The organism is Streptomyces sp. BI87 (assembly GCF_025957665.1).
Lineage (GTDB): Bacteria > Actinomycetota > Actinomycetes > Streptomycetales > Streptomycetaceae > Streptomyces > Streptomyces albidoflavus.
Genome location: NZ_CP110079.1, coordinates 878,095 through 903,599 on the forward strand (window position 1 = coordinate 878,095; position 25,505 = coordinate 903,599).

The 25,505-nt window shown below is 74.7% G+C and carries 21 protein-coding genes and 1 pseudogene; 10 read left to right on the plus strand and 12 right to left on the minus strand.

What is annotated here, in order from left to right; genetic code table 11:
* Positions 1 to 268: 268 nt before the first annotated feature.
* From OIM89_RS03750 to OIM89_RS29840, 3 genes and pseudogenes are all read left to right on the plus strand, one after another.
* Entirely contained in the window at positions 269 to 505 is a 237-nt protein-coding gene (locus tag OIM89_RS03750) for a helix-turn-helix domain-containing protein (protein ID WP_264490987.1), read from the plus strand.
* The gene (locus tag OIM89_RS03755) at positions 502 to 1,512 is read left to right on the plus strand and encodes a serine hydrolase domain-containing protein (RefSeq protein WP_264490988.1); all 1,011 of its coding nucleotides are present in this window, start codon (positions 502 to 504) and stop codon (positions 1,510 to 1,512) included. Before OIM89_RS03750 ends, OIM89_RS03755 begins: the two co-directional genes overlap by 4 nt.
* Positions 1,509 to 2,389, plus strand: a pseudogene (locus OIM89_RS29840) (hypothetical protein). The gene OIM89_RS03755 and the pseudogene OIM89_RS29840 overlap by 4 nt, the downstream one beginning before the upstream one ends.
* 307 nt (positions 2,390 to 2,696) lie before the next feature.
* On the opposite strand, the gene OIM89_RS03760 reads toward OIM89_RS29840, so the two are convergent.
* From OIM89_RS03760 to OIM89_RS03790, 7 genes are all read right to left on the minus strand, one after another.
* Positions 2,697 to 3,011 (minus strand): beta/gamma crystallin domain-containing protein, encoded by a 315-nt coding sequence (locus OIM89_RS03760; protein ID WP_030696731.1) that lies wholly within the window; start codon positions 3,009 to 3,011, stop codon positions 2,697 to 2,699.
* A 298-nt stretch (positions 3,012 to 3,309) separates the two neighbouring features.
* Positions 3,310 to 4,413 carry a winged helix DNA-binding domain-containing protein gene (locus OIM89_RS03765; RefSeq protein WP_264490989.1) on the minus strand — a complete coding sequence of 368 codons (1,104 nt, stop codon included), beginning with the start codon at positions 4,411 to 4,413 and terminating at the stop codon, positions 3,310 to 3,312.
* 76 nt (positions 4,414 to 4,489) lie between these two features.
* Positions 4,490 to 5,644, minus strand: coding sequence for an XdhC family protein (locus OIM89_RS03770; protein WP_264490990.1), 1,155 nt, complete (start codon positions 5,642 to 5,644; stop codon positions 4,490 to 4,492).
* Between the two features lie 55 nt (positions 5,645 to 5,699).
* Complete coding sequence (locus tag OIM89_RS03775; protein ID WP_030696728.1) at positions 5,700 to 7,154, minus strand: NCS2 family permease; 1,455 nt, start codon at positions 7,152 to 7,154, stop codon at positions 5,700 to 5,702.
* A gap of 282 nt (positions 7,155 to 7,436) precedes the next feature.
* Entirely contained in the window at positions 7,437 to 9,821 is a 2,385-nt protein-coding gene (gene pucD / locus OIM89_RS03780) for a xanthine dehydrogenase subunit D (RefSeq protein ID WP_030696727.1), read from the minus strand.
* Complete coding sequence (locus OIM89_RS03785; RefSeq protein ID WP_030696726.1) at positions 9,818 to 10,417, minus strand: (2Fe-2S)-binding protein; 600 nt, start codon at positions 10,415 to 10,417, stop codon at positions 9,818 to 9,820. Before OIM89_RS03785 ends, pucD begins: the two co-directional genes overlap by 4 nt.
* Positions 10,408 to 11,286 carry an FAD binding domain-containing protein gene (locus OIM89_RS03790; RefSeq protein WP_030696725.1) on the minus strand — a complete coding sequence of 293 codons (879 nt, stop codon included), beginning with the start codon at positions 11,284 to 11,286 and terminating at the stop codon, positions 10,408 to 10,410. The genes OIM89_RS03785 and OIM89_RS03790 overlap by 10 nt, the downstream gene beginning before the upstream one ends.
* A 407-nt stretch (positions 11,287 to 11,693) precedes the next feature.
* Between OIM89_RS03790 and OIM89_RS03795 the strand changes: the two genes are divergently transcribed.
* The 3 genes from OIM89_RS03795 (at position 11,694) to OIM89_RS03805 (ending at position 15,474) form a co-directional block, all read left to right on the plus strand.
* Positions 11,694 to 13,367, plus strand: a complete 1,674-nt coding sequence (locus OIM89_RS03795; protein WP_151167696.1) for a PucR family transcriptional regulator — start codon at positions 11,694 to 11,696, stop codon at positions 13,365 to 13,367.
* A 172-nt stretch (positions 13,368 to 13,539) separates the two neighbouring features.
* The gene (locus tag OIM89_RS03800; protein WP_030696723.1) at positions 13,540 to 14,286 is read left to right on the plus strand and encodes an SAM-dependent methyltransferase; all 747 of its coding nucleotides are present in this window, start codon (positions 13,540 to 13,542) and stop codon (positions 14,284 to 14,286) included.
* Positions 14,287 to 14,655: 369 nt separating this feature from the next.
* Positions 14,656 to 15,474 (plus strand): hypothetical protein, encoded by an 819-nt coding sequence (locus OIM89_RS03805; protein ID WP_030696722.1) that lies wholly within the window; start codon positions 14,656 to 14,658, stop codon positions 15,472 to 15,474.
* A gap of 19 nt (positions 15,475 to 15,493) precedes the next feature.
* On the opposite strand, the gene OIM89_RS03810 is transcribed toward OIM89_RS03805, so the two are convergent.
* The gene (locus OIM89_RS03810; protein WP_030696721.1) at positions 15,494 to 16,264 is read right to left on the minus strand and encodes a GntR family transcriptional regulator; all 771 of its coding nucleotides are present in this window, start codon (positions 16,262 to 16,264) and stop codon (positions 15,494 to 15,496) included.
* A gap of 166 nt (positions 16,265 to 16,430) precedes the next feature.
* On the opposite strand from OIM89_RS03810, the gene OIM89_RS03815 reads away from it, so the two are divergent.
* Together OIM89_RS03815 and OIM89_RS03820 are read left to right on the plus strand one after the other, a co-directional pair.
* Positions 16,431 to 17,303 (plus strand): (2Fe-2S)-binding protein, encoded by an 873-nt coding sequence (locus tag OIM89_RS03815; RefSeq protein WP_030696720.1) that lies wholly within the window; start codon positions 16,431 to 16,433, stop codon positions 17,301 to 17,303.
* Between the two features lie 187 nt (positions 17,304 to 17,490).
* The gene (locus OIM89_RS03820) at positions 17,491 to 18,561 is read left to right on the plus strand and encodes a DUF2637 domain-containing protein (RefSeq protein WP_264490991.1); all 1,071 of its coding nucleotides are present in this window, start codon (positions 17,491 to 17,493) and stop codon (positions 18,559 to 18,561) included.
* A gap of 85 nt (positions 18,562 to 18,646) precedes the next feature.
* On the opposite strand, the gene OIM89_RS03825 is transcribed toward OIM89_RS03820, so the two are convergent.
* The 3 genes from OIM89_RS03825 to OIM89_RS03835 form a co-directional block, all read right to left on the minus strand.
* The gene (locus OIM89_RS03825; RefSeq protein ID WP_217467644.1) at positions 18,647 to 19,210 is read right to left on the minus strand and encodes an ATP-binding protein; all 564 of its coding nucleotides are present in this window, start codon (positions 19,208 to 19,210) and stop codon (positions 18,647 to 18,649) included.
* A gap of 165 nt (positions 19,211 to 19,375) precedes the next feature.
* Complete coding sequence (locus OIM89_RS03830) at positions 19,376 to 21,118, minus strand: pyruvate dehydrogenase (RefSeq protein ID WP_264490992.1); 1,743 nt, start codon at positions 21,116 to 21,118, stop codon at positions 19,376 to 19,378.
* Positions 21,119 to 21,217: 99 nt separating this feature from the next.
* A complete protein-coding gene (locus OIM89_RS03835) occupies positions 21,218 to 22,999 on the minus strand; it encodes a protein phosphatase 2C domain-containing protein (protein ID WP_264490993.1) in 1,782 nt (593 codons plus the stop codon).
* Between the two features lie 418 nt (positions 23,000 to 23,417).
* On the opposite strand from OIM89_RS03835, the gene OIM89_RS03840 reads away from it, so the two are divergent.
* A complete protein-coding gene (locus tag OIM89_RS03840; protein ID WP_030696716.1) occupies positions 23,418 to 24,401 on the plus strand; it encodes a helix-turn-helix domain-containing protein in 984 nt (327 codons plus the stop codon).
* A gap of 77 nt (positions 24,402 to 24,478) precedes the next feature.
* A complete protein-coding gene (locus OIM89_RS03845; RefSeq protein WP_030696715.1) occupies positions 24,479 to 24,955 on the plus strand; it encodes a DUF456 domain-containing protein in 477 nt (158 codons plus the stop codon).
* A gap of 7 nt (positions 24,956 to 24,962) precedes the next feature.
* Here OIM89_RS03845 and OIM89_RS03850 read toward each other — a convergent pair whose 3' ends face one another.
* Positions 24,963 to 25,469, minus strand: a complete 507-nt coding sequence (locus OIM89_RS03850) for a methylated-DNA--[protein]-cysteine S-methyltransferase (protein ID WP_030696714.1) — start codon at positions 25,467 to 25,469, stop codon at positions 24,963 to 24,965.
* Positions 25,470 to 25,505 lie beyond the last annotated feature (36 nt).

Sequence of the window (25,505 nt, forward strand, 5' to 3'; positions counted from 1 at the left end):
GAGGGCTGGGCGACGACGACATCGAGCGCGCCGCCTTCTTCGGGCTGCCCGAGGCGCTACGCCTGCTCGGCCGGCTGGACAGCGCGGCGCAGCGGGAGCCGATCGCGGGACACCCGTCGGGCGAGGTGGCGCCGGGGACGATGTGGCTCTACCGGAACGACGGCACGGACGAGACGCTCGTCGCCCGCTGGTGAGCACCACCCACGCCGCGACCCCATGTCCGTCAACTTTGATTGACGCCCGGCGGGCGGTCAACCATGATTGACGCGTGGACGCGGAAGAGTTGACGAGCCTCGCGGCATCGACGGCCGACGAGGACCCCCTGACGGGACTGAGCTCCGTGGCGCGGCTCCGCGCGGAGACGGAACGTGTCGAAGCGGTGCTGGTACGTCGCGCGCGCAACAACGGTGCCACGTGGCCGCAGATCGCCGCCGCCCTCGGCGTCTCGAAGCAGGCGGTGCACAAGAAGCACAGCGGACGAGGTCTGTCGGGCAGGCGGTCGTGAGCCCGGCGGTCCACGGTGACGAACGGCTGGCCGCCCGGCTCGGCGAACTGCTGGGGCCGCGTCACCCGGCGGCCGGGGCAGCCGTCGTCTCGCCGCGCGGGACGGTCCTGGCGGCCCAGGGCGCCGGCCCGGGCGGCGACTTCGAGATCGGTTCGGTCTCCAAGGGCGTCACCGGACTGCTGTACGCCGACGCGCTGGCACGAGGCGAGGTCGCCCCGGAGACCACCCTCGGCGAGCTGCTGCCGCTGGGCAACGCCCCCGCCGCGAACGTGACGCTACGGTCCCTCAGCACGCACCGCTCCGGCCTGCCCAGGCTGCCCGCGTCCGCGCGACCGTGGCGCCGCACCCTCGCCCTGTGGCGCCACGGCACCAACCCGTACGGCGAGACCCTCACTCATCTCCTCCACCAGGCCCGGGGCGTTCCCCTCGGCAAGCCCCGCCTCCGCTACTCCAACCTCGGCTTCGCACTCCTCGGCCACGCCCTCGCCCGCGCCGCCGGGACGACCTACGCACAGCTCCTCCAGCACCGCCTCGCCACCCCGCTGGGCCTCGACTGCCTCTACGCCCCCGACACGGCCGCCCGACTCCGGCCCGGGGCGCTCCCCGGCCGAAGTCGCGGCGGACGGCCACGGCAACCCTGGACCGGCGAGGGGCTCGGGCCCGCCGGGGGCATCCGGGCTTCGCTCGCCGACATGGCCCGTCTCACCGCGGCCCTGCTCGACGGGAGCGCCGCGGGGGTCGGCGCGCTCGACCCGGTCGCCCCGTTCGGCGCGGGCGCCCGCATCGGCGCCGCGTGGATCACGGTCGAGATCGACGGCCGGCTGGTCACCTGGCACAACGGCGGCACGGGCGGCTTCCGGTCCTGGCTCGGTCTCGACCGCGCCAGGGGCACCGGCCTCGTCGTCCTCTCGGCCACCGCCGCATCGGTCGACCGACAAGGGTTCGCGCTGCTGGCCGAGTACAGCGGAGGCAACGGCGACGGCGGCGACGGACGGGGCGGTCGATGAGGCCGGCGGGACGGGCGAGCACGAGGGCGGTGGCCGCTCTGGCCGCCGGTTGCCTGGCGGGCGTGGCGGGTTGCGGCAGCCCGGACGCGGACGGGAGCGGTGAACGGGAGGCGCGGGCGGACCGCGCCCAGAAGGTGGCCGAAGCCTGGGAGGGGTCGGCGGCCGCCAAGGCGTGGCGGACCGGCTACCACCCCGTGGAGGCGGCAGTCCGGCCACCGAGGGGCGGGCTGCGGGGTGCGGCGGACGAACGGGCCTACGAGGAGCGCCACTTCGCGTTGGACGGCAAGCTTCCCGCGCAGCAGCCGGGAGACGGAACGGTGCGGTGGGGCAAGGGCGACTCGCTGAAGCGCCCGGTGCAGAGCGCGGCGGAGTCGTACCGGGCGCTGGCCGCCGGAGGCGGGGGCGAGGGCGCGCCGCTCACGGTGACCGGGGTGGAACGGGGCGAGATGCGGCTCGCCACCAGCCGGGGACCGGCTACCGTCCCGGCGTGGCTCTTCCGGCTGGAAGGGTACGACGCGCCCCTCAGCTGGGCCGCGGTCACGCCGTCCCCGCTCCCCCGGTCACCGATCGCCCGGACCGGCGGGGCGCCCCAGGTCGACCGGATTGTCGCCACCTCCCGCGACGGGCGGGCGGTGACCGTGATCGCCTGGCACGGCGCGTGCGACGACGGCGCGGTGGTGGAGGCCCTGGAGTCGCGCGGCAGCGTGGTGCTGTCGGGCTCGGTGAAGGGACAGAAGACGGGGAACTGCACCAAACAGGCGATCGGGCAGCGGGTCACCGTGAAGCTGGGCGTCCGGTGGGTGAGCGGGTACTGCTGGACGCGCACACCGGGCAGCCGCTGCCCTACGCCGGGCCACGCGGGCCCCGGGCACGCTGACGGTGAGGGGCGGGGCGCGGCCGGATCGCGTACGTCCGGCCATGCCCGACGCCACCCCGCGCCGGCCTCCGTCGCCACGGCCGGGCCAAGGCCGCGCGGTCCGCGGGGATACCGGTGGAGGCCGAGGCCGGGGAGCCGGTATGCGGCGCGTCCGGGGGCCCTCGCACTCGTCGAGGGCGCGTTGCCCGAGCCGTGGCGGCGCCTTCCCGATCCGGTGCCGGCCGGAATGACCGGCAGGGCGGCCCCGGCCCTACGCCGCCGCACACGGCGCGGGCCGGGGCCGCCCCCGGAATTCACCGTCGGAGCGTCAGAGAATTTCGATGGCCTTGACCTTCGGCGGGCGGTTCGGGTACGAAATCGCCTTGTTGCGGTCGATCTTGACGACATCACCGTTGGCGTCGTAGTACTTCACGACGTTGTTTCCGGTGGAGATCTTGTCGACCCACCAGTTGCCGAAGTTGGTCTTGCCGCGATTCGCGTAGCAGTCCACGCTGTCGCGCCCGTTCAGGTGCGACCAGATCTTCAGATATCCGCGGTCCGGGTCACAGGTGACGTGGTCGATGGCGGAGGCGGAACCCGCAGGTCCCACCAGGGTGAACGCGGTGGCCGCGGCGAGCGCCATGGCCGTCGTGCGTACGGTATTCATCGTCCTCGAGAACACGTATTCCCTTTCGGTCGTCTCAGTCGTCTCGGTCGGATACGGATCGACACGGCCGCCGTCTCCCGCGCATCGGGCAGGGCGGCACTAATGACGCATCGTAGGGAGAAATAGCGTCGCGACGGCCGGTCCGGGAGGTGATTCACCTGAACGGGAACACCTGCCGGAGAGCCAGGACTTCACCGATCCCGGAGAATGGAAGAAGAGAAACGATATTCCCCGGACTCACGTTTTCCGCCGCCGCCTTCCCGCCGTGGAGCGGCTACGCCGGCTCCGTCACGACCTCGTGCTCCGTGGCCTCCGGGTGCAGCAGCGCGAGAAGGCGGCGGGCCTCCTCGGTGACACCGGTGAGGTCGGCTTCCGGGACAAAGGGGCGGACGGTGAGGGTCGCGTGGTCGCCCTCGCGGGTGTGGCGCCAGAGGCCGGCGGTCCGGCCGTCGAGGAGGAGGACGGGGTGGGACTGGTTGCCGGTCCACAGGCGGGAGCGGTGGGCGTCGGGCAGGACGCGGGTGCGGTCGGCGTGCGAGAGGAGGAGGTTGTCGAACTCCGGGAGCAGGCGTGGCGGTACGGGCACCTCCGGATCGGGCCGGGGCGCGTCGGACAGGTCGAAGAGTTCGGTGCCCTGTTCGTCACGGAAGACGGCCAGTTCGGGGCGGAGCGCCTCCAGGCGCGGGCGCAGCCGCGTCAGGCCGGACCACTGCTGTACGTCCCGGACGGAGGCGGGGCCGAAGGCGGCGAGGTAGCGCCGGACCAGCCCGGTCAGGTCCGCGGGCCCGTCCCCCGGGTCGGCGCGGTCGCCCAGCCAGTGGTCGAGGGTGGTCAGCGCGACCTGCCCCGAGCGGCCCCACAGCCCGCGCGGGGTGACCTGCACCAGCGGCAGCACGCAGCGGGCGGCGACGGCCAGCGCGGCCGGGTCCGCCTCGGGCCAGGCCGGTGCCAGCAGCCTGCGGAGCTCGGCCATGGTGCGCGGCTCCTCCTCGACCAGCCCCCGGGCCCTGGCGGCGACCCGGTCGGGCTCGGCCCCGGCCAGCCTGCTCCGGAAGACCCGCAGTTCGCGGTCGCGGGCGGGCTGGACGAGCGGGAGCAGGGGCCGGGCGTCGGCCGCGGTGAGGGTGTGCAGGGTCGACCGCATACTGACGATGCGCACCACCTGGCGTGCCTCCATCGCCGCCGACAGCCCGTACGGGTCGAAGCCGTCGAGCCAGGCACCGAGGGCCAGATAGGGCGGCACGGTGTTCTGCGCCTGGAGCCCGACGAGGTGGCGCACGGCGTCGACGGGCGTGAGCGGCGCCCGCGCCAGGAGGTGCTGGCGGGCGAGGGTGGCCCGGTTGAGGGCGTGGGAGGTCAGGAGGCGGGGTGGGGTCACCTGGCCAGGTTAGGAAGGTACGCGGACAGGGGGCGTCCGCGTCGGTTCGCGGCGCGGTGTGCGGTGGCGCCCGCCCTCAGGCCGCCGACCCCACCCGCCCCTCCGGCCCGTCCGCCTCGTCGTGGTGGATCGGTGTGTGAGCGCCCCGGAGGGGGACTCCGGTACCGCCCCGGCGGAGGGCGACGATCTCGGCGGCGATGGAGAGGGCGGTCTCCTCGGGGCTGTGGGCGCCGAGGTCGAGGCCGATCGGGGAGCGGAGGCGGGCCAGGGCGGTTTCGGGGAGGCCGGCTTCGCGGAGGCGGGCGTTGCGGTCGAGGTGGGTGCGGCGGGAGCCCATGGCGCCGACGTAGGCGACGGGGAGGGTGAGGGCGAGGCGGAGCAGGGGGATGTCGAACTTGGCGTCGTGGGTGAGGACGCAGAGCACGGTGCGGGCGTCGGTCTCGGTCTGTTCCAGGTAGCGGTGGGGCCAGTCGACGACGATCTCGTCCGCCTCGGGGAAGCGGGCGGCGGTGGCGAAGACGGGACGGGCGTCGCAGAGGGTCACGTGGTAGCCGAGGAAGCGGCCGATGCGGACCAGGGCCGAGGCGAAGTCGATGGCGCCGAAGACGATCATGCGCGGGGCGGGCAGGTTCGCCACCACCAGCAGCCCGGTGCGCGGGCCGCAGCCGGGGCTGCCGTCGCCGCCCACGGTGACGTGGGCGGTGCGTCCGGCGTCGAGGAGGGCGGCGGCCTGGCCGGCGGCGGCCCGTTCCACGGCGGGCTGGGCGCCCAGCGCGCTGGTGGCCGGGGCGTCGATGCGGACCAGCAGGGGGAGGCCGAGGAGTTCGGCGGGGCCCTCGGTGACGAGGGCGAGGGCCGCCGCCTCGCCGCGGATCGCGGCGGCGAGGGCGGCGACCAGGACCGGCCGGGCGGGATCGCCGCGGCGGACCGGGGTGACCAGGATGTCGATGACACCGCCGCAGGTCAGGCCGACCGCGAAAGCGTCGTCGTCGCTGTAGCCGAAGCGTTCGCGGACGGGGTGGCCGTCCTCGATGGCCTGGCGGCACAGGTCGTAGACGGCTCCTTCGACGCAGCCGCCGGAGACGGAGCCGATGACGGTTCCGCCGGCGTCGACGGCGAGTGCGGCGCCGGGCCTGCGGGGTGCGCTGCCGGAGACCGCCACGACGGTGGCGACGGCGAAGTCGCGGTCCTGCTCGGTCCAGCCGTGCAGTTCGGTGGCGATGTCCAGCACGGTCCTTCTCCTTTGCGCGGTGGCGCGGGTTACGCGGCTGCGGGAGCGGGCGGCGTCACTTCACGCCGAGCCAGCTCTCGATGGGGCTGAGGGCGAAATAGATGAGGAAGACGGCGGCCAGAACCCACATGAAGGCTCCGACCTGGCGGAACTTACCTTGCGCGGCCTTGATCGCGACATAGGAGACGACGCCCGCACCGACTCCGGCGGTGATCGAGTAGGTGAACGGCATGAGGACGACGGTGAGGAAGACCGGTACGGCGACCGAGCGGTCGGCCCAGTCGACGTGCCGGGCGTTCTGCATCATCATCGCGCCGATGACGACCAGCGCGGCCGCCGCGATGGGGCCGGGCACGATCTGCGCCAGCGGGGTGAAGAAGAGCCCGGCGGCGAAGAGCAGGCCGGTGACGACGGAGGAGAGGCCGGTACGGGCGCCTTCGCCGACGCCGGTGGCCGACTCGACGAAGACGGTCTGTCCGGAGGCGCCGGCCACGCCGCCGATCGCGCCGCCGGCGCCGTCGACGAAGAGGGCCTTGGAGAGGCCGGGCATGCGGCCCTGCTCGTCGGCGAGCTTCGCCTCGGTGCCGACGCCGATGATGGTGGCCATGGCGTCGAAGAACCCGGCGAGGACCAGGGTGAAGACGATCATGCCGACGGTGAGCGCGCCGACCGACCCCCAGCCGCCGAACTCGACGTGGCCGAAGAGGCCGAAGTCGGGCATCGAGACGGCGCTGCCGCTCAGTTCGGGAGCGCTGCCGCCCCACGCCTTGGGGCCGAGGTCGGCGACGGCGTTGACGATGACGGCCAGTACGGTGCCGGTGACGATGCCGATGAGGATGGCGCCGGGCACGTTGCGCGCCTGGAGCATGAAGATCAGCAGCAGGGTGACGCAGAAGAGCAGCACGGGCCAGCCGCTGAGCTGGCCGCCGGTGCCGAGGGTGACCGGGTTGCCCTTGCCGACGAAGCCGGCGTTGTAGAGGCCGATCAGGGCGATGAAGGCGCCGATGCCGATGGTGATGCCGTGTTTGAGGGCGAGCGGGATGGCGTTCATGATCGTCTCGCGGAGCCCGGTGACCACCAGCAGGATGATCACCAGGCCGTACATGACGCACATGCCCATCGCCTGCGGCCACGTCATGTACGGGGCGACCTGGGTGGCGAGGACGCCGGAGACCGAGAGTCCGGCGGCCAGCGCGAGGGGCACCTTGCCGACGAAGCCCATGAGCAGGGTGGAGACGGCGGCGGCGAGCGCGGTGGCGGTGATGAGCCCGGCGTGGTCGAGGCGGTTGCCGGCGACGTCGGGGCCGGAGAGCAGGAGCGGGTTGAGAAGAAGGATGTAACACATCGCCATGAAGGTGGTGACGCCGCCGCGTATCTCGCGGCCGAAGGTCGAACCCCGGTCGGTGATGTGGAAGTACCGGTCGAGCCAGGAGCGCCCCGCCGGGACGCGCGAGCCGTCGCCCGCGTCGTCGGCGGTGGTCGTCCCCGGCTTGAGGGACTGGTCGGACATGAGGGTGTCTCCCGTGGGTCACAGAGAGCCCGTACGGCCGGACGCGGTACGGGTGGGGTGGTGCGCTGGACGCACGACCCGGGGGACGGCCCGAGACGAACGGTCCGCGTCCGGCGCCCTCTTCGGGCGGCGGGCGGGGGTGGTGCGGTGGGGCGGGGCCGTGAGCGGGCGGCCCCGTGGCTCCGGGCGGTGCGGGCGTACGGAAAGGCGTGACGTTTCCGGGGAGGCACGCACCGCCCGGAGGCGGGTGGGCCGCCCCGCGCGTGGGCGGGGCGGCGCCGGTCAGCTCCCGGTGAGGTGCTCGGGGCGGACCGGGGTCCGGTTCAGCTCCAGGCCGGTGGCCGCGCGGATCGCCGCGAGGACCGCCGGGGTGGAGGAGAGGGTCGGCGCCTCGCCGACGCCGCGCAGCCCGTAGGGAGCGTGGTCGTCGGCGAGTTCCAGGACGTCGACCGGGATGGTCGGGGTGTCGAGGATGGTCGGGATGAGGTAGTCGGTGAAGGAGGGGTTGCGGACCTTGGCGGTGGCCGGGTCCACGACGATCTCCTCCATGACGGCGACGCCCAGGCCCTGGGTGGAGCCGCCCTGGATCTGGCCGACCACGGAGAGCGGGTTGAGGGCCTTGCCGACGTCCTGGGCGCAGGCCAGCTCCACCACCTTGACCAGGCCGAGTTCGGTGTCGACCTCGACGACGGCCCGGTGGGCGGCGAAGGAGTACTGCACGTGTCCGTCGCCCTGGCCGGTGCGCAGGTCGAAGGGTTCGGTGGGCCGGTGGCGCCACTCCAGCTCCAGGTCGACCACCTCGTCGCCGAGGACCTCGGCGAGGCTCGCCAGGACCTCCCCGCCGTCGGTGACGACCTTGCCGCCCTCCAGGAGGAGTTCGGCGGTGGCCCAGGCAGGGTGGTACGTGCCGAGCTTGGCGCGCCCGATCTCCAGCACCTTCTCCCGGACCGCCTCGCAGGCGTGCTTGACGGCGCCGCCGGTGACGTACGTCTGCCGGGAGGCGGAGGTCGAGCCGGCCGAGCCGACCTGGGTGTCGGCGGGGTGGATGGTGACCTGGGAGACGCCGAGCTCGGTCCGGGCGATCTGGGCGTGGACAGTGATGCCGCCCTGCCCGACCTCGGCCATCGCGGTGTGCACGACGGCGACGGGCTCGCCGCCGGCGACCTGGAGGCGTACCCGGGCGGTCGAGTAGTCGTCGAACCCCTCGGAGAAGCCGACGTTCTTGATGCCGACGGCGTAGCCGACCCCGCGCACGACGCCCTCGCCGTGGGTGGTGTTGGACAGGCCCCCGGGCAGGGCGCGGACGTCGGCGGCGCCACCGGCCGACTCCCACTGGCGCTCGGGCGGCAGCGGGCGGGCCTTGACCCGGCGCAGCAGCTCGGCGACGGGGGCGGGCGAGTCGACGGACTGGCCGGTGGGCAGGACGGAGCCCTGTTCCATGGCGTTGAGCTGCCGCAGCTCGACCGGGTCCATGCCGAGGGCGGCGGCCAGCTTGTCCATCTGCGCCTCGTAGGCGAAGCAGGCCTGGACGGCGCCGAAGCCGCGCATGGCGCCGCAGGGCGGGTTGTTCGTGTAGAGGGCGAGGGTCTCGATCTCGACGTTGTCGATGTTGTACGGGCCCGCGCCGAGCGAGGCCGCGTTGCCGACCACCGCCGGCGAGGAGGAGGCGTACGCGCCGCCGTCCAGGACGATGCGGCAGACCAGGTGGGTGAGTTTGCCGTCGCGGGTCGCGCCGTGCTCGTAGTGGAGCTTGGCGGGGTGGCGGTGGACGTGGCCGAAGAAGGACTCGAATCGGTTGTAGACCATCTTCACGGGCTTGCCGGTGCGCAGCGCCAGCAGGCAGGCGTGGATCTGCATCGACAGGTCCTCGCGGCCGCCGAAGGCGCCGCCCACGCCGGAGAGCGTCATGCGGACCTTCTCCTCGGGCAGGCCGAGGACGGGGGCGATCTGCCGCAGGTCGGCGTGGAGCCACTGGGTGGCGACGTACAGGTCGACGCCGCCGTCCTCGGCGGGCACCGCGAGCCCCGACTCGGGGCCGAGGAACGCCTGGTCCTGCATGCCGAAGACGTACTCGCCGGTGACCACGACGTCGGCCCGGGCGCGGCCCGCGGCGACGTCGCCGTGGACGATGGGCTGGCGGTGCACGATGTTCGGGTGCGGGGTGTGCGCGGCGTGGTGGTCGTCGCGGCCCTCGTGGAGCAGGGGCGCGCCGGGGGCGGTGGCGCTGGCCTCGTCGGTGACGAGGGGCAGCTCCTCGTAGACCACCTTGATCTTGGCCGCCGCGCGGCGGGCCGTCTCGGGGTGGTCGGCGGCGACCAGGGCGACCGGCTCGCCGTGGTGGCGGACCCGGCCGTTGGCGAGGGCCGGGGTGTCCTGGATCTCCAGGCCGTAGTTCTTGACCTCGGCGGGCAGGTCGTCGTAGGTGAGGACCGCGTAGACCCCGGCCTGGGCCAGGGCCTCGCCGGTGTCGAGGGAGACGATGCGGGCGTGGGCGTGCGGGGAGCGCAGGGTGTGGCCCCACAGCATGTCCTCGTGCCACATGTCGGAGGCGTAGGCGAACTCGCCGGTGACCTTGAGGGTGCCGTCGGGCCGCAGCGTCGACTCGCCGATCCCGCCCCGGGTGGCGGAGCCCTGGGTGAGGTGGCCCGGGACGCCGGTGGCGGTCATCGGCTCACCGTGCCTTCCTGGCGGGCGGCGGCGAGGCGGACCGCGTCGAGGATCTTCTCGTAGCCGGTGCAGCGGCAGAGGTTGCCGGAGAGGGCCTCGCGGATGTCGGCGTCGCTGGGCGAGGGGTTGGCCTCCAGCATCTCGTCGGCGGCGACCAGCAGGCCCGGGGTGCAGAAGCCGCACTGGACGGCGCCGGCGTCGATGAACGCCTGCTGGACCGGGGAGAGTTCGGTGCCCTCGCCGGTCTGCGAGTCGGTGCCCCTGCCCGGGTCGGCACGCCACTGCTTGGCCTCGTCCAGTCCGGTGCCGCAGGTGCCCGAGGCGCAGTCGCCGCCCTCGGTGCGGCAGGCGGCCAGTGCGGCCAGCCCCTCGACGGTGACGATGTCGCGGTCCTGTGCCTGTCCGGCGGCGACCAGACAGGAGCAGACCGGCACGCCGTCCAGGCGGACCGTGCAGGAGCCGCACTCGCCCTGTTCGCAGGCGTTCTTGGAGCCGGGCAGCCCCATCCGCTCGCGCAGGACGTAGAGCAGCGACTCGCCCTCCCAGACGTCGTCGGCCTCCTGGCGGCGGCCGTTGACGGTGAAGTTCACGCGCATGCGGTGCTCCTCTCGCGGGCGGACCAGGTCCAGCCGAGGGTGCGGCGGGCCAGGACGCCGATGGCGTGGCGGCGGTAGGCGGCGGTGCCGCGGACGTCGTCGATGGGGTTGCAGGCGCCGGCGGCGAGGGTGGCGAACTGCTTGACGAGGGAGTCGGGCAGCGGCGCCTCGCTCTCCCAGTGGTTCCCCTCCTCCAGGGCCGCGTTGAGGAACTCCTCGGCGGCCTTGGCGCGGATCGGGGTGGGCGCGGCGGAGCCGATGCCGGTCCGCACGGTGCGCGTGGCGGGGTGCAGGGCGATCCCGAAGGCGCAGACGGCGATGACCATGGCGTTGCGGGTGCCGACCTTGGAGAACTGCTGCGGTCCGTCGGCCTTGCGGATACGGACGGCGCGGATCAGCTCGTCGGGGGCGAGGGCGTTGCGCTTGACCCCGGTGTAGAAGTCGTCGATCGGGATGAGCCGGGTGCCGCGTACGGACTCGGCCTCGACCTCGGCGCCCGCGGCGAGCAGCGCCGGGTGGGCGTCGCCGGCCGGGGAGGCGGTGCCGAGGTTGCCGCCGACGCCGCCGCGGTTGCGGATCTGCGGGGAGGCGACGGTGTGGGAGGCGAGCGCGAGGCCGGGCAGGTCGCCGCGGAGGTGCTTCATGATGCGGCTGTACGGGACGCTCGCGCCGAGGCGGACGCTGTCGCCGAGGTCCTCCCAGGCGGTCAGCTCCTCGATGCGTCCGAGGTCCAGCAGGTGGTCGGGGCGGCGGTGGTCGAAGTTGATCTCGACCATCACGTCCGTGCCGCCCGCGATCGGCACGGCGGCGGGGTGCTCGGCCTTCGCGGCGAGCGCCTCCTCCCAGCCGGCGGGACGAAGGAAGTCCATGCGGGGCTCTCTTCCGGTGTCGTGGCGTCGATGGCGTACGGGCAGTTCCGGCCGTGCCGTGCGGGGCGGAGCTCGGACGTGCGTCACGGGCCGGTGCGGCGGTCCGCCCCGGTGCGGTGCGGCCCGCGGAATCCGGCCCCGTTCGTGCGCTGTTCACGCGAAGTGCGGTCAGTACACAGGGCTGCGGGGCGCCGGGGTCAGTCACTGAACGCATGAAGGAATTGGCTGGCCACGGCAGGCTTCTTGTAGATTCATATGAACGGCGGGGAACGGTAACCTCGCCGTTTCGCCCCGGAAACCACAGACGCGGCCGAGCGGTGTGCGCTCGGCCCTGTCGGAGGCGTCCGGCGTGATACCTGCCCTACCCCTGTCCACCTGTTCCTGAACGAGAGATCGGCGGCGACGAGATGCGGCTGCGCGCCCTGCTTCGGACCGATGGCCTCGGCCTGCGGCTGCTCGGCGGCGAGGACGAGCTGGACCGCACGGTCCGCGGTGTGATGACCACCGACCTGCGCGACCCCAGCCGTTACCTCTCCGGCGGCGAACTGGTCCTCACCGGACTGGCCTGGCGGCGCGACCCCGCCGACTCCGAACCCTTCGTCCGCATCCTCACGGCCGCCGGGGTGAGCGCCCTCGCCGCCGGTGAGGCGGAGCTGGGCGCGGTCCCCGAGGACCTGGTCGAGGCGTGCGCCCGGCACCGCCTGCCGCTCCTCGCGGTCAACGAGTCGGTCGCCTTCGCCACCATCACCGAACACGTCGTCCGCCGCGTCTCGGGCGAGCGCGCCGGGGACCTGGCCGCCGTCGTCGACCGGCACCGGCGGCTGATGACCGCCGGGCCGGCGGGCGGCGGCCCCGAGGTCGTCCTCGACCTGCTCGGCTCCGACCTGGACCTGCGCGCCTGGGTCCTCTCCCCCACCGGCCGCCGCGTCGCCGGCCCCCGCGACCAGGAACCGCTCTCCCACGAGACGGCCTCCCACCTCGCCGCCGACGGCCTCGCCGCGGTCCGCGCCGGACGCCGCCGCCCGGTGCGGACCACCGCCGACGGTGAGGCGTACGCCCTCTTCCCGATCCGTTCGGCGCCCTCGGGCACGCCCCGGGGCCCCGCCGTCGCCGACTGGCTGCTGGCGGTCCGCGCGGACGCGGCCGACTGGCCCGAGGAACGGCTCGACCTGCTCGACGGGGTCACCCAGCTGATCGCCGTCGAACGCGACCGGCGCGACGCGGCCCGCACGGTACGGCGCCGGCTCGCCGGGGAGGTGCTGGAACTGGTCCAGTCGGGCGCCGCCCCGGCCGAGATCGCGGCCCGGCTGCGGGTCGCCGCCCCGGTACTGCTGCCCGGGCTCGGTGCCGCCCCGCACTGGCAGGTGGTGGTCGCCACCGCCGAGGGGCCGGGCGTCGGCGGCGGACAGGCGGCCCAGGCGCTTCTCGAAGAGATCCTGGTGGCGCCGGACGCCCCCGGGCCCGAGACGGCCGACCGGATCGCGGTGGCCCGTCTCGGCGAGGAGGCCGTGGCGCTGGTCCCGCTGCCCGCCGTGGCCGCCGACGGGGCGCCCACCGGCGAGGAGGCGGACGACGAGGCTCCCGAGGGCCTGGTCGCCGAGGAACTCCTCGCAGCCGTACGCCTTCCGCTCTCCGCCGGACTGGGCGAGGGCGACCGGATCACGCTGGGCGTCAGCGCCGCCGTCCACTCCGCGGAGGGGCTGCGCGGCGCCCTGGAGGAGGCCCGGCACGCGCGCCGGGTCGCCGCCGCCCGCCCCGGCAGCGTCTGTGCGGCCGGGCACCAGGAGCTGGCCTCGCACGTCCTGCTGCTGCCGTTCGTCCCGGACGACGTGCGCCGCGCCTTCACCGCCCGGCTCCTGGACCCGCTGCGCGACTACGACCGCCGCCACCGCGCCGAGCTGGTCCCGACGCTGGAGGCGTTCCTCGACAGCGACGGGTCCTGGACGCGGTGCGCCGCCCGGCTTCATCTCCACGTCAACACCCTGCGCTATCGGGTGGGCAGGATCGAGCAACTGACGGGCCGGGACCTGTCGCGCCTGGAGGACAAGCTCGACTTCTTCCTGGCCCTGCGGATGAGCTGAGGGCGCGGTAAACGGGTGGACCCGCTGGTCCGGAGGGTCTAGCTTTGCCGGGTTGCTGATCCACACGGACGAACGAGGTGCTTTTCGATGACGGTCCGAGCCATGGCTGCCGACTCCGGTCGGCCGTCCGCCCCCGACGCCATGACCTCATCGAACCTAAGGAATACCCCTCGTGGATCTGCCACGCATCATCACCGTTCGCGAGAGTGAGCACCGGCTCCACAACCCGTTCACCCCCGAGAAGCTCGCCGCCCTGGGCGAGGCGCTGCGCCTGGCGCCCGGGACGCGCGTGCTCGACCTGGCCAGCGGCTCGGGCGAGATGCTCTGCACCTGGGCCCGTGACCTGGGCGTCACCGGCACCGGTGTCGACATCAGCACGCTCTTCACCGAGCAGGCCCGCGCCCGCGCCGCCGAACTCGGCGTCGCGGACCAGGTCTCCTTCGTCCACGGCGACGCCGCCGGCCACGTCTCCGACGAGCCGGTCGACCTCGCCGCGTGCGTCGGCGCCACCTGGATCGGCGGCGGCGTCCCCGGCACCGTCGACCTGCTGGCCCACAGCCTGCGCCCCGGCGGGCTGATGCTGGTCGGCGAGCCGTACTGGCGCCGCGAGGTGCCCGACCAGGAGACCGCCGAGGGCTGCCTCGCGCGCGGCCCGGAGGACTTCCTCCTCCTGCCCGGGCTGATCGGACTCTTCGGCGACCTCGGGTACGACGTGGTCGAAATGGTCCTGGCCGACCAGGACAGCTGGGACCGCTACCAGGCGGCCCAGTGGCTCACCCTGCGGCGCTGGCTCGACGCCCACCCCGGCGACGAGCTGGCCCCCGAGGTCCGGTCCACGCTCGACACCGATCCCGTGCGGTACGCGCGGTATCAGCGCGAGTTCCTGGGCTGGGGGGTGTTCGCGCTGATGCGCAAGTGAGCCCCGGCCGTCTCTGACGGCTCGGCGGGGGCGGGGCCGGGCTTCGCGCTCGGCCCCGCCCGGCCGGGGCACGGACTCGCCGCTCCGCGGCTCGTGGCCTCAAGCGCCGGCCGGGCTGGATATACCCGGCTGAGCCGGGTGCGCCCGGCCGGCCCAGGTGTGTGACCAGCGGGGCGGCTGTCCGCGACGCCCTCCGGTCGCCAGGATTCGTACCCCGGCGCACGCCGGAGCCCGCGCGTGAAGGTGATCTTGCGCGCGCTTCAGCGCGCCCCCAAGGATTGTGAAATCTTTCACCCGACCTCTTGGCTCACCGCCGCGTTCCGTGCTGAGATGCACGCCACACTCAACGGTGCGCGTGGGGGAGGGAATGTGGCGGACACCGCCATGTCCGATGCGGGTTCTTCGGAGGTCGCCGCAGGGCCGGACGGGGCGGGTCGCCCGCCCGGGACGGCCTGGGAGGCGACCCGCACGGCGGTGTGGCGGCTGCGGTCGCGCGGCTGCTGGGCGGACGCGGCGGCGCTGCTCGCCAAGGCGCACGGGCCCGCCGCCGCGCTGGAGCGCACCGCGCTGCTGGTGGAGCGCTGTCTCTACACGGGGCGGGGCTGGGCGGAGGCGGAGGACGGGCTGCGGCAGGCCGAGGCCCTGGCGGGCACCGACGAGGAGCGCGGGGCCGCCGCCTGCGAACGAGGGCACCTCGCCTACGCCTCGACCGTGCTCGGGGTCCGCGACCGCGCCGACGAGGCGCGCTCCGCGCTCGGGCGGGCCGCCGCGCTGCTGACGCCCGCCGCGCCCGGCCGGGCCCTGCTCGACTACCGGCGGGGGCTGATCTCCGAGCACATCTCCGACTCCCCGCAGGCCGCCCGCGCCGCCTACCGCCGGGCGCACGCCGGCGCCACCGCCCGCGAGGACGCGCTGCTGCTCTCCTCGACCTGGCGCCATCTGGCCGGGCTCGCCCTGCGCGAGGGCGAGGTGGCGGAGGCCCGGCACGGTTTCGCCCAGTCGCTGCGGCTCCGCGAGGAGCTGGGCTTCCTGGTCGGGACGGCGCCCGCGCTGGCCTCACTGGCGCAGACCGAGCCGGAGCCGGAGGCGTCCCGCCTGCTGGCGGAGGCACGGCGGCTCTTCGGGCTGCTGGGCGGAGTGCCGACCTGGCTGGCGGACCAGCTGGCGCCCGCTCCCGAGCCCCTCTGAGGCCCTGCGGCCCACGAGGTCAGCGGGCTCCGGCGAAGTGCTCCCGGACCAGGCTCTGGACGGCCGGCAGGTCGCGGCCGGCGAGGGCTTCGAGGAGCGCGAGGTGCTGGGCGGCGTCGGCCACCAGGTCGGCGCGGCGGCGCGAGAGCGGGCCGGTGACCAGCGGCCACTGGGCGCGGCGGTGCAGGTCGGCGGCGACCGTGGTGAGCTGCCGGTTGCCGCCGAGGCCGAGGACGGCGCTGTGGAAGGCGCGGTCGGAGTCGGCGTAGCGGGCCCGGTCGCCGGTCTCGGCGGCGGCGACGGTCTCCTCGGCCAGCGGCCGCAGGGCCGTCCACCGGTCGGCGGGGACGGAGTGGGCCAGCCGCAGCATGACGGGGACCTCGATGAGGGCGCGTACCTCGGCGAGTTCGGCGAGTTCGCGGGCGTCCCGTTCGATGACGCGGAACCCGCGGTTCGGCACCACCTCGACGGCGCCCTCGACGGCGAGCTGCTGCATGGCCTCGCGGACCGGGGTGGCGGAGACGCCGAAGCGCTCGGCGAGGCAGGGGGCGGAGTAGACCTCGCCGGGGGTGAGGTCGCCCGCGACGAGGGCGGCGCGCAGGCCGTCGAGGACCTGGCCGCGTACCGAGGTGCGCCGCAGCGGGGTGCGGGGGGCCGGGGGCTCGCCGTGGATGTGCTCGCCGCGGGCCCGGTCCTCGGCGGTGGGCTGGACGGGGACCCGGGGGCGGAGGACCTCGGCCGGGTGGCCGGGAGCGCCCGGTGTGGCGGCCCGGGGCGGGGCGTGCTCCACTCGGATTCCTCCTCCTCGCGCGGGCTGCCAGGGGTGTCGCCCCAGGGCGCCTGGGCGGCCGGTTCACCCGGATGCCTGCGACGAGGATAGGGCAAGGTCAGCAGGAGGAAGGCTGGGGTAAGGTAAGGCTTACCTGCAAACGATCGCGATTCGGTGGTCCTCCCGCATGTCCATCACCGCTCCGGCGCCCGGCGCCCTCCACCCCCTCCCGGCCTCCCCGCTGGCCGCCGCGTACACCCGGCTGGCCGAGGTCTTCCCCTCGCTGCGCGTCGAAGAGGTCCGCCCGGGCGAGGCGCTCCCCGAGGGCGGGGGGTGGACCCGGGCCGACCGGCTCGCCGCCGGCGGAGCGGAGCTGGACGCCTTCATCGCCTGGGACGCCGAGCAGGTCCTGCGGGACTACGGCCAGGCCGGCCGCCCGGACGTCATCGCCACCTTCGGCCTCCACCGGTACGCCTGGCCCGCCTGCCTGCTCATCACGCTCCCCTGGTTCCTGCTGGGCCGCGTGCCGCGCTTCCCGGTGGACCAGGTGGCGTACGACCGGACCGAGGGCCGGATGGCGGTGCGCACCGGTGCCTTCGCCTGCCTGCCGGACGACCCGGCGGCGGGGATGCCCGGGGCCCGGGTCGTACCGGACGAGGAGGCGCTGCGGGGAGAGGTGCGGGCCGCGGTCGCCGAGCACCTGGAGCCGCTGCTGGCCGGGTTCGGGCCGAGGATGCGGCGGCGCGGGCGGGCGCTGTGGGGCATGGCCACCGACGAGCTGGTCGAGAGCCTCTGGTACCTCGGCCACCTCCTCGGCGAGGAGCAGCGGGTCATGACCGAGCTGGAGCGGCTGCTGCCGGGCGCCACCCGGCCGTACGTGGGGACGGCCGCCTTCCGTGAGCTGACCGGCCCCCAGGGCGAGGCGCTGCCGACCCGGGACCGGGCGAGCTGCTGCATGTTCTACACGCTGCGGCCCGAGGACACCTGCGTGACCTGCCCGCGCACCTGCGACGCGGACCGCGTCAGCAAGCTGACGGCCACGGCGGCCACGACCGCCTGACGCCCGCGCCGGCACCCGGCCCGCTCGAACTGAACTCCCTTTTCTCATACGGGTATTCGAGTTCGGAGGGGCGTTCCGCGGGGTAGGCCACCCCTTTGGCGTCCTCTTGTCCCGAAACCCTCTGCGCGGTGGTTCCCGTGCGCCACTATGGCGCCCGAACGCCCCACCGCTACGCAAGGGACCCCAGATGAGAATGACCGACATATCGCTTGACTGGCTGCTTCCCGGCGCCGTTCTGCTCCTGGGTGTGCTGGTCGCGGTGGCGGTTCTCGCGCGAGGGAAGCGTGCCGGGGCCAAGACGGAGGCCGACGACTCCTGGGAACGCAGCGAGGAGCGCCGCAGGCGCAAGGAGGCCATCTACGGCATCGCCTCCTACCTCCTGCTCTTCTGCTGCGCCGCCGTCGCCGCCGCCCTCTCCTTCCACGGCCTGGTCGGCTTCGGCCGGCAGAACCTCAACCTCTCCGGCGGCTGGGAGTACCTGGTCCCGTTCGGCCTGGACGGCGCGGCGATGTTCTGCTCCGTCCTGGCCGTCCGGGAGGCCAGCCACGGTGACGCCGCGCTGGGTTCGCGCCTGCTGGTGTGGACCTTCGCCGGCGCCGCCGCCTGGTTCAACTGGGTGCACGCGCCGAGGGGGCTGGGCCACGCGGGGGCGCCGCAGTTCTTCGCCGGGATGTCGCTGTCGGCGGCGGTCCTCTTCGACCGCGCGCTGAAGCAGACCCGGCGGGCGGCGCTGCGCGAACAGGGGCTGGTGCCGAGGCCGCTTCCGCAGATTCGTATCGTCCGCTGGCTGCGGGCGCCCAGGGAGACGTACCACGCCTGGTCGCTGATGCTGCTGGAGGGCGTGCGGTCGCTGGACGAGGCGGTGGACGAGGTCCGCGAGGACCGGCGGGAGAAGACGCAGGACCGGATGCGCCGCCGGGACCAGCAGAAGATGGACCGGGCCCGGATCAAGGCGCTCGCCCGCAGCCAGCGCACCATCTGGGGCGGGCGGCGGGGCGGCGCCCAGGTGGAACTGGCACACGCCGGGGCGCCGGCCATCCCGCAGCAGCAGCTCACCGAGCCGCCGGTGGCCACACCGGAGCAACTGCCGGTCCGCAACCGGCCCTCGCTCCAGGCCGTCAACGGCGCCGACTCCTCGGGCCGGCCGCAGCAACAGGCCACCACCGTCGACCTCACCGCCGAGGACGACACCCAGGCCCTGCCCCGGCTCGACTCGCTGGAGCAGAAACTGAAGGATCTGGAGCAGCAGTTCGGCTGAGGCCGTCTGCTGTTCCGCGTCCCTGGAGGGGCGGTCGCCGGTGCGTACCGGCGACCGCCCCTCCGTCGTACCCGGGTGCACCTCTCTAGGCCGCGTCCGGCTGCCCGTCGTGCTCCACAGCGTTTTCGGCGGGCCCCAGTTCGAACCAGACCGCCTTGCCCACCCCGTGCCGGCGGACCCCCCAGGCGTCGGCGAGCGCCTCGACCAGGAGGAGGCCCCGGCCGCTGGTCGCCTCGTGCGGGCGGGGGGTGCGGGGGCGGGGCGGGTGGCCGGTGAAGTCCCGGACCTCGACCCTGAGGGAGCCGTCGTGGACGGTCGCGGTGAAGAGGGCGTCGTGGTCGGAGTGGATCAGGGCGTTGGTGAGGACCTCCGAGGCGAGGAGTTCGGCGGTGGCGGCCTGTTCCTCGGCGAGGCAGGGCCGCAGCAGGGCGCGCAGGGCACGGCGGACCTCCGGCACCGAGCGCAGATCGGCGTGGCGCAGGGTCCGGTGCAGGCGCCCGACCGGGGTCCGGTCCGGGCCGGAGCGGTCGCCCCGGCCCGGCGGGGAACCGGCGTACGGGCCGTGCCGCGCACTCCGTGCGGCGGCGCGTCCCGCCGCGCTGCTGCTCCGTCCGCTCTCCCCGCTCCTCGCAGGGTCCCCCGCCCACATCACGATCGGTCGTCCTCCCGTGGCGTTCCCGGCGGTCCCGTCGCCGCCGGGTGCGTGCGGCCACCGCGCCGTGCGGCGGTCGAACACGCTCACGGTGATGCATGCCCGTCCAGCACGCCCGCACGCATGGTGCGGCGTCATGGCACGTGCCGGGCGGGGAACGGGTCAGGGCCGGGGGATGTTGCGGAGGTTGGAGCGGGCCATCTGGAGCATCTTGCCCACCCCTCCGTCCAGCACCATCTTGCTGGCGGAGAGGGCGAAGCCGGTCACCATCTCGGCCTTGATCTTCGGCGGGATGGAGAGGGCGTTGGGGTCGGTCACGACATCCACGAGCGCGGGTCCGTCGTGCTTGAAGGCGTCCTTGAGCGCGCCCGCGAGTTGCTTGGGCTTCTCGACGCGTACGCCGTAGGCGCCGCAGGCGCGAGCGACGGCGGCGAAGTCCGGGTTGTGGTTGGTGGTGCCGAAGGCGGGCAGACCGCCGACGAGCATCTCCAGTTCGACCATGCCGAGGGAGGAGTTGTTGAAGAGGACGACCTTCACCGGCAGGTTCAGCTGGACGAGGCTGAGGAAGTCCCCCATCAGCATGGAGAACCCGCCGTCGCCGGCCATCGCGACGACCTGCCGGTCCCGCTCGGGCAGCTGGGCGCCGATCGACTGCGGCAGCGCGTTGGCCATCGAGCCGTGGCTGAACGAGCCGATGACGCGCCGTTTGCCGTTGGGCGTGATGTAGCGGGCGGCCCAGACGTTGTTCATGCCGGTGTCGACGGTGAAGATCGCGTCGTCGGCGGCGAGGTCGTCGAGGACCGAGGCGACGTACTCGGGGTGGATCGGGACGTGCTTGTCGACCTTGCGGGTGTAGGCGCTGACCACGCCCTCCAGCGCCTCGGCGTGCTTCTTCAGCATCCGGTCCAGGAAGCGGCGGCTGGACTTGGTCCGCACCAGCGGGGTCAGGCAGCGCAGCGTCTCGCGGACGTCGCCCCAGATGGCGAGGTCGAGCTTGGAGCGGCGGCCGAGGTGCTCGGGGCGTACGTCGACCTGGGCGATCTTCACGTCGTCGGGGAGGAAGGCGTTGTACGGGAAGTCCGTGCCGAGCAGGATCAGCAGGTCGCACTCGTGGGTCGCCTCGTAGGCGGCGCCGTAGCCGAGCAGCCCGCTCATGCCGACGTCGAACGGGTTGTCGTACTCGATCCACTCCTTGCCGCGCAGGGCGTGGCCGACGGGTGCCTTCAGCTTCTCGGCGAACTCCATGACCTCGTCGTGGGCCCCGGCGGTGCCGCTGCCGCAGAAGAGGGTGACCTTCTCCGCCTGGTCGATCATCTCGACCAGCTTGGCGATCTCGCTCTCGCCCGGGCGGACGCTGGGGCGTTCGGTGACCAGCGCCGATTCGATGGACTTCTCGGGGGCGGGCTTGTCGGCGATGTCGCCGGGGAGGGTGACGACGCTGACGCCGCCCTGGCCGATGGCGTTCTGGATGGCGGTCTGGAGCAGCCGGGGCATCTGCTCCGGGTTGGAGATCATCTCGCAGTAGTGGCTGCACTCCCGGAAGAGGAGTTCGGGGTGGGTCTCCTGGAAGTAGCCGAGCCCGATCTCGCTGGACGGGATGTGGGAGGCGAGGGCGAGCACCGGGGCCATCGAGCGGTGCGCGTCGTAGAGGCCGTTGATGAGGTGGAGGTTGCCCGGGCCGCAGGAGCCGGCGCAGGCGGTGAGCTGGCCGGTGATCTGGGCCTCGGCCCCGGCGGCGAAGGCTGCGGTCTCCTCGTGCCGCACGTGCACCCAGTCGATGCCGGGCGTGCGGCGGACCGCGTCGACGACGGGGTTGAGGCTGTCGCCGACCACGCCGTACATCCGCTTCACCCCCGCACGGACGAGGATGTCGACGAACTGCTCGGCGACGTTCTGCTTGGCCATGCCTCACGCACCCCATTTCCCGCACCTGTGCGGCTTGACGGATTCACCTGGTTCCCGCATCGGGTACCCGGTGGATCCATCAAGTCACGGAGCGGGCGCTCACGCCTCCCAGACGGCGGCTGCCGTGCGGTCGTCGGCGTACCCCTTCACCCGCAGGCGGGCGTCGGCGAGGAAGCCGTCGAGGCCGGGCGGGGTGGCCACGCCCCAGCGGGCGCGGAGCCGTGCCGCGAACTCCGGCTCCTCGCGCAGGGGCGCGGCGAACCCCGCGGTGCTCAGCAGCAGCACGTCACCCGGGCGGGCTACCGAGGCGCGGAAGCGGAAGGGTTCGCGGACCGGTTCGACGGCCGGCTCCCAGGGACCTGGCGGCGCAGCGATCCCCAGATCCATGGTGATCCGCTCGCCCCCGTCCGCCTCGGGGCGGGGCGCGCCGTCCTCCTTCGCCTGCCGCGGATACGGCTCCAGGTCCTGCCAGGCGCCGTCGCGCAGCCGGTGGAGGCCGCCGTCGCCGACGCCGAAGAAGACCCGGGTGGTGCGGGCCGGGTCGGCGGGGAGCAGCAGACAGCGCAACGAGGCGGTGTACGCCTCCGGTTCGACGCCGAGTTCGGCGGCGCGGGCCCGCAACCTGCCCAGGGCGTGGTCGGTGAGCCGGTGCAGGCCGGAGGAGAGTTCGGCCCGGCGCCCGTCGCGCAGGTCGCCCGCCAGGCGGGCGTGGCTGCGGCCGACGGCCCGGGCGATCCAGCCGCACGCCTCCGCGGCCGCCCGGTGTGTCCCCGCGCCGGTACGCGCCCCGGTCGCCACCGCCAGCAGCAGGACGGCGTCCGGGCCGGTGCCGAAGCGGGCCGTCAGCAGCGCGTCCCGGCGCGGCTCACCCCGGAAACGGGTGGAGTCGCCGCGCAGCGAGACGGCCCGCAGGGTGAGGGAGCCGTGGCGGCCGCCGTCCAGGACCGTGTCCGGAACCAACTGGTCCAGGTGGTCGGGGTCGGCGGCGGGCAGCGCGGCGGGCTCGGCGTCGTAGGTCGGCGGCCCGTCGCCCACGTACGGCGGCTCCGCAGGCCCGGCGGGCGGCCGGGGCCCGGTGGCGGACTCCTGCGAGGAGCGCCGCTCGTCCGGCGGTGGCTGTAGGGGTGCGGGGGCCGTGGCGCGCTCCTTGCGCCGGTGCCAGCGGCGGGGCAGGCGCTCCGGGGCGGGCGGCAGGTCGGTGGCCGGGGCGGGCGGCACGGGTGGTTCCGGTGGCGCGGCTCCGTCGGCTCGGGGCGCGGGCACGGGCTCCGCGTCCGGGCAGCCGTCGGTGAACGGGGCCGGGGCGGTCGGGGGCCTGGTGGAGGCGGTCGACGGGGTGTCACCGCTCTCGCCGCCGGAGGCGCTCCAGGTACCGGCCGGCGGGGTCCGGGGGGCGGCCGGAGCGGTGCGCGGGTCCGGGCGGGCTTCGGCGGCGGCCGGAGGCGGGGAGGTCGTGGCGGCCGACCAGGGGGCTCCTGCCGAGGGGCGCCCGCCCGGGGCGGGGGCGGCGCTGTCGTCCGGGGGCTCGGGCGCGGTCCGGTCCGGGGTTTTCGGCAAGGCTGTGGCCTCCCCTCCCCCGTCCTCCACGCGGGCCGTGCCGGAGGTGCCCCCGGGCTCCGGGTCGCCTGACGCGGTCTCCGGGGCCGGTTCCCGCCGGGCTTCCGGGCGCTTCGGGCGTTCCGGGTCCGGGTCGCGGGGCGGTGCGGACGGCTGCCGCGGGACGGAGTCGAGCGTGCCGGAGGCCGAGGCGAAACGGTCGTCCAGGCTGTCGCGGGCGCTCGGGGCCGGGCCCGTGTCCGCGACGGTCTCGTCGTACAGCTGCGCCCACCAGGCGTCCTCCTGGGCGGAGGTGCCGGTGCGCCTGTCCCCCTGATGGCTCATGCCCTTGATTGTCCACCGCGAGGGGCGCCGGAAAACGGGGGAAGCGGGATTTTCGGCCGCCGCCGTCCGGAGGGGCCCGACGCCCGCCGGGCGGCCCCACCCCCCACGGGAAGGCCGCCCGGCGGCGTCGGCACGACCCGTCGAAGACGCATTCCAGGTGCGCTTCGGGAGGGCGGGCGACGGCGGATTCTCTCCCCTGTCCGGCGGGAGCGGGCGCCCGGCCCGAGCGGGCAGGCGAGGCTCCGGCGACGGAGACCGGGAGGAATCGCCGCAGGCCCGGCCGGTTGCCGGGTCGCGGTGCGGACACAGTGGCAGACCGCCGGGGGGTACGGGGATGATGAGCGCGGGCGGGTTTGTGCCGTGGCTGGTTTCCGCCAGCCGGCGGCCCCGCCGGTGAACGACCGGGAGGGGAGTGGCGATGCTCGCGGCGATAGGTCTGGACGAGCGGCACGAGGCGGCGTACCGCGCGCTGGTGGCGGTCGGGGTGGCGGAGGTGCCGGAACTCGCGCACCGCCTGGCGCTGGACGAGGCGGAGGCGGCGCGGGTGCTGCGCAGGCTGGAGCAGCACGGTCTCGCGGCCCGGTCGACGGCGGCGGCCGGCCGCTGGGTGGCGGCTCCCCCGGGGGTGGCGCTCGGCGCTCTGGTGACGCAGCGCCGGCACGAACTGGACCGGGCCGAGCTGGCGGCGGCGCTGCTGGCGCAGGAGTTCCGCGCCCGGGCGGCCGAACCCGCGGTGCAGGATCTGGTGGAGGTGGTGACCGGCGCGGAGGCGGTCTCGCAGCGCTTCCTCCAGATGCAGTACGGGGCGAAGCACGAGGTGTGCGCGCTGGTCACCGGCACCCCGGTGGCGGTGACCGGCGAGGAGAACGCGGCGGAGGACCAGGCGGCCGACCGGGGTGTGGCCTACCGGGTGGTGCTGGAGCGGGAGGTGATCGCGGGGCCCGAGGGGCTGCGTGAGGTGGCCGAGGCGATGGGCCGCGAGGAGCGGGTGCGGGTGGTGGAGCGGGTGCCGACCAAGCTGGTGATCGCGGACGGCTCGCTGGCGATGGTGCCGCTGACCCCGCGCGGGGCGGCGGTGCCGGCGGCGCTGGTGGTCCACGCCTGCGGGCTGCTGGAGTCGCTGTCGGGGCTGTTCGAGTCGGTCTGGCGGGACGCGCTGCCGCTGCGACTGGGCGCCGACGGGCCCGTCGAGGAGGCGCCGGACGGCCCGGACGTGACCGATCTGGAGATCCTGTCGCTGCTGCTGGCGGGGCTGACCGACGTGAGTGTGGCCAAGCAGCTGGACCTGGGGCTGCGGACGGTGCAGCGCAAGGTGAAGCGGCTGATGGAGCTGGCGGGGGTGACGACCCGCCTTCAGCTGGGCTGGCACGCGTACGAGCGCGGCTGGGTGGCGCGCGGCTGACCGGGCCACCCGTGCGGCGGGCGCCCGGACGCCCCGCCCGGCCTGCGCGCGGCGGTGAGTGCGCGCAGCCTGGGCCCATGGGTGCCTGGGAGCTGCTGCTGGTCGGGGTGGTGATGGCGCTGGGCCTCGCGGGTGTGCTGGTACCGGGCCTGCCGGGCACCTGGCTGGTGTGGGCGGCGACGCTGTGGTGGGCGCTCCAGGACCAGTCGTCCACGGCCTGGGTGGTCCTGGTCGGCGCCTCGGTGCTGCTGCTCCTGGCCCAGCTGGTGCGGTGGCAGCTGCCCGGCCGCTCGGGGGACCCGATGGGGGCGCGGCTGGCCCAGTGGGCGGGGTGGGGGGCGCTCGCCGGGTTCGTGGTGGTGCCGGTGGTCGGGGCCGTCCCGGGGGCACTGGTGGGGTTGTACGTGGCCGAGCGGGTGCGGCTGGGCCGCCGGGACGACGCGGCGGCCTCGGTCCGGGACGTGCTGCGGCGCGGCGGCTGGCGGGTCCTGGTCGAACTCTTCGCCTGCCTGCTGGTGGCGGGCGCCTGGGTGGGCGCGCTGGTCTGGGGGTGAGCCCGGGTCAGCCGGCGGGCACGGCGGTCCGCGCGCGCTCCAGGCCGAGCAGCCAGGTCTTGCGCTCCAGTCCCCCGGCGTAGCCGGTGAGCGAGCCGTCGGCGCCGACGACCCGGTGGCAGGGGCGGACGATCAGCAGTGGGTTGGCGCCGATCGCGCCGCCCACCGCGCGGACGGCGGGGCCGCCGACGCCGATGGAGGCGGCGAGCTGCCCGTAGCTGACGGTGGTGCCGTACGGGATCTCGTCGAGGGCGGCCCACACCCGGCGCCGGAAGTCGGTGGCGGGCGGGGGCGCGAGGCGGAGCGTGAAGTGGTCGCGCTCCCCGGCGAAGTACGCGTCGAGTTCGCGGCGGGCCTCGGCGAACGGGGCGTCGTCACGGATGGCGCCGGGGGCCGGGAGGCCCTTGGCACCGGGGGCGCCGGGGACGGTGAGCGAGGTGAGGGCGCCGGTGGCGTCGCAGGTGAGGAGGAGGTCGCCGAGGGGGCCGGGGTGGGTGGTCCAGTACGCGGTCATCGTTCTTCCTCGCGGTGCGGGCGTGCGCCCGTCGGG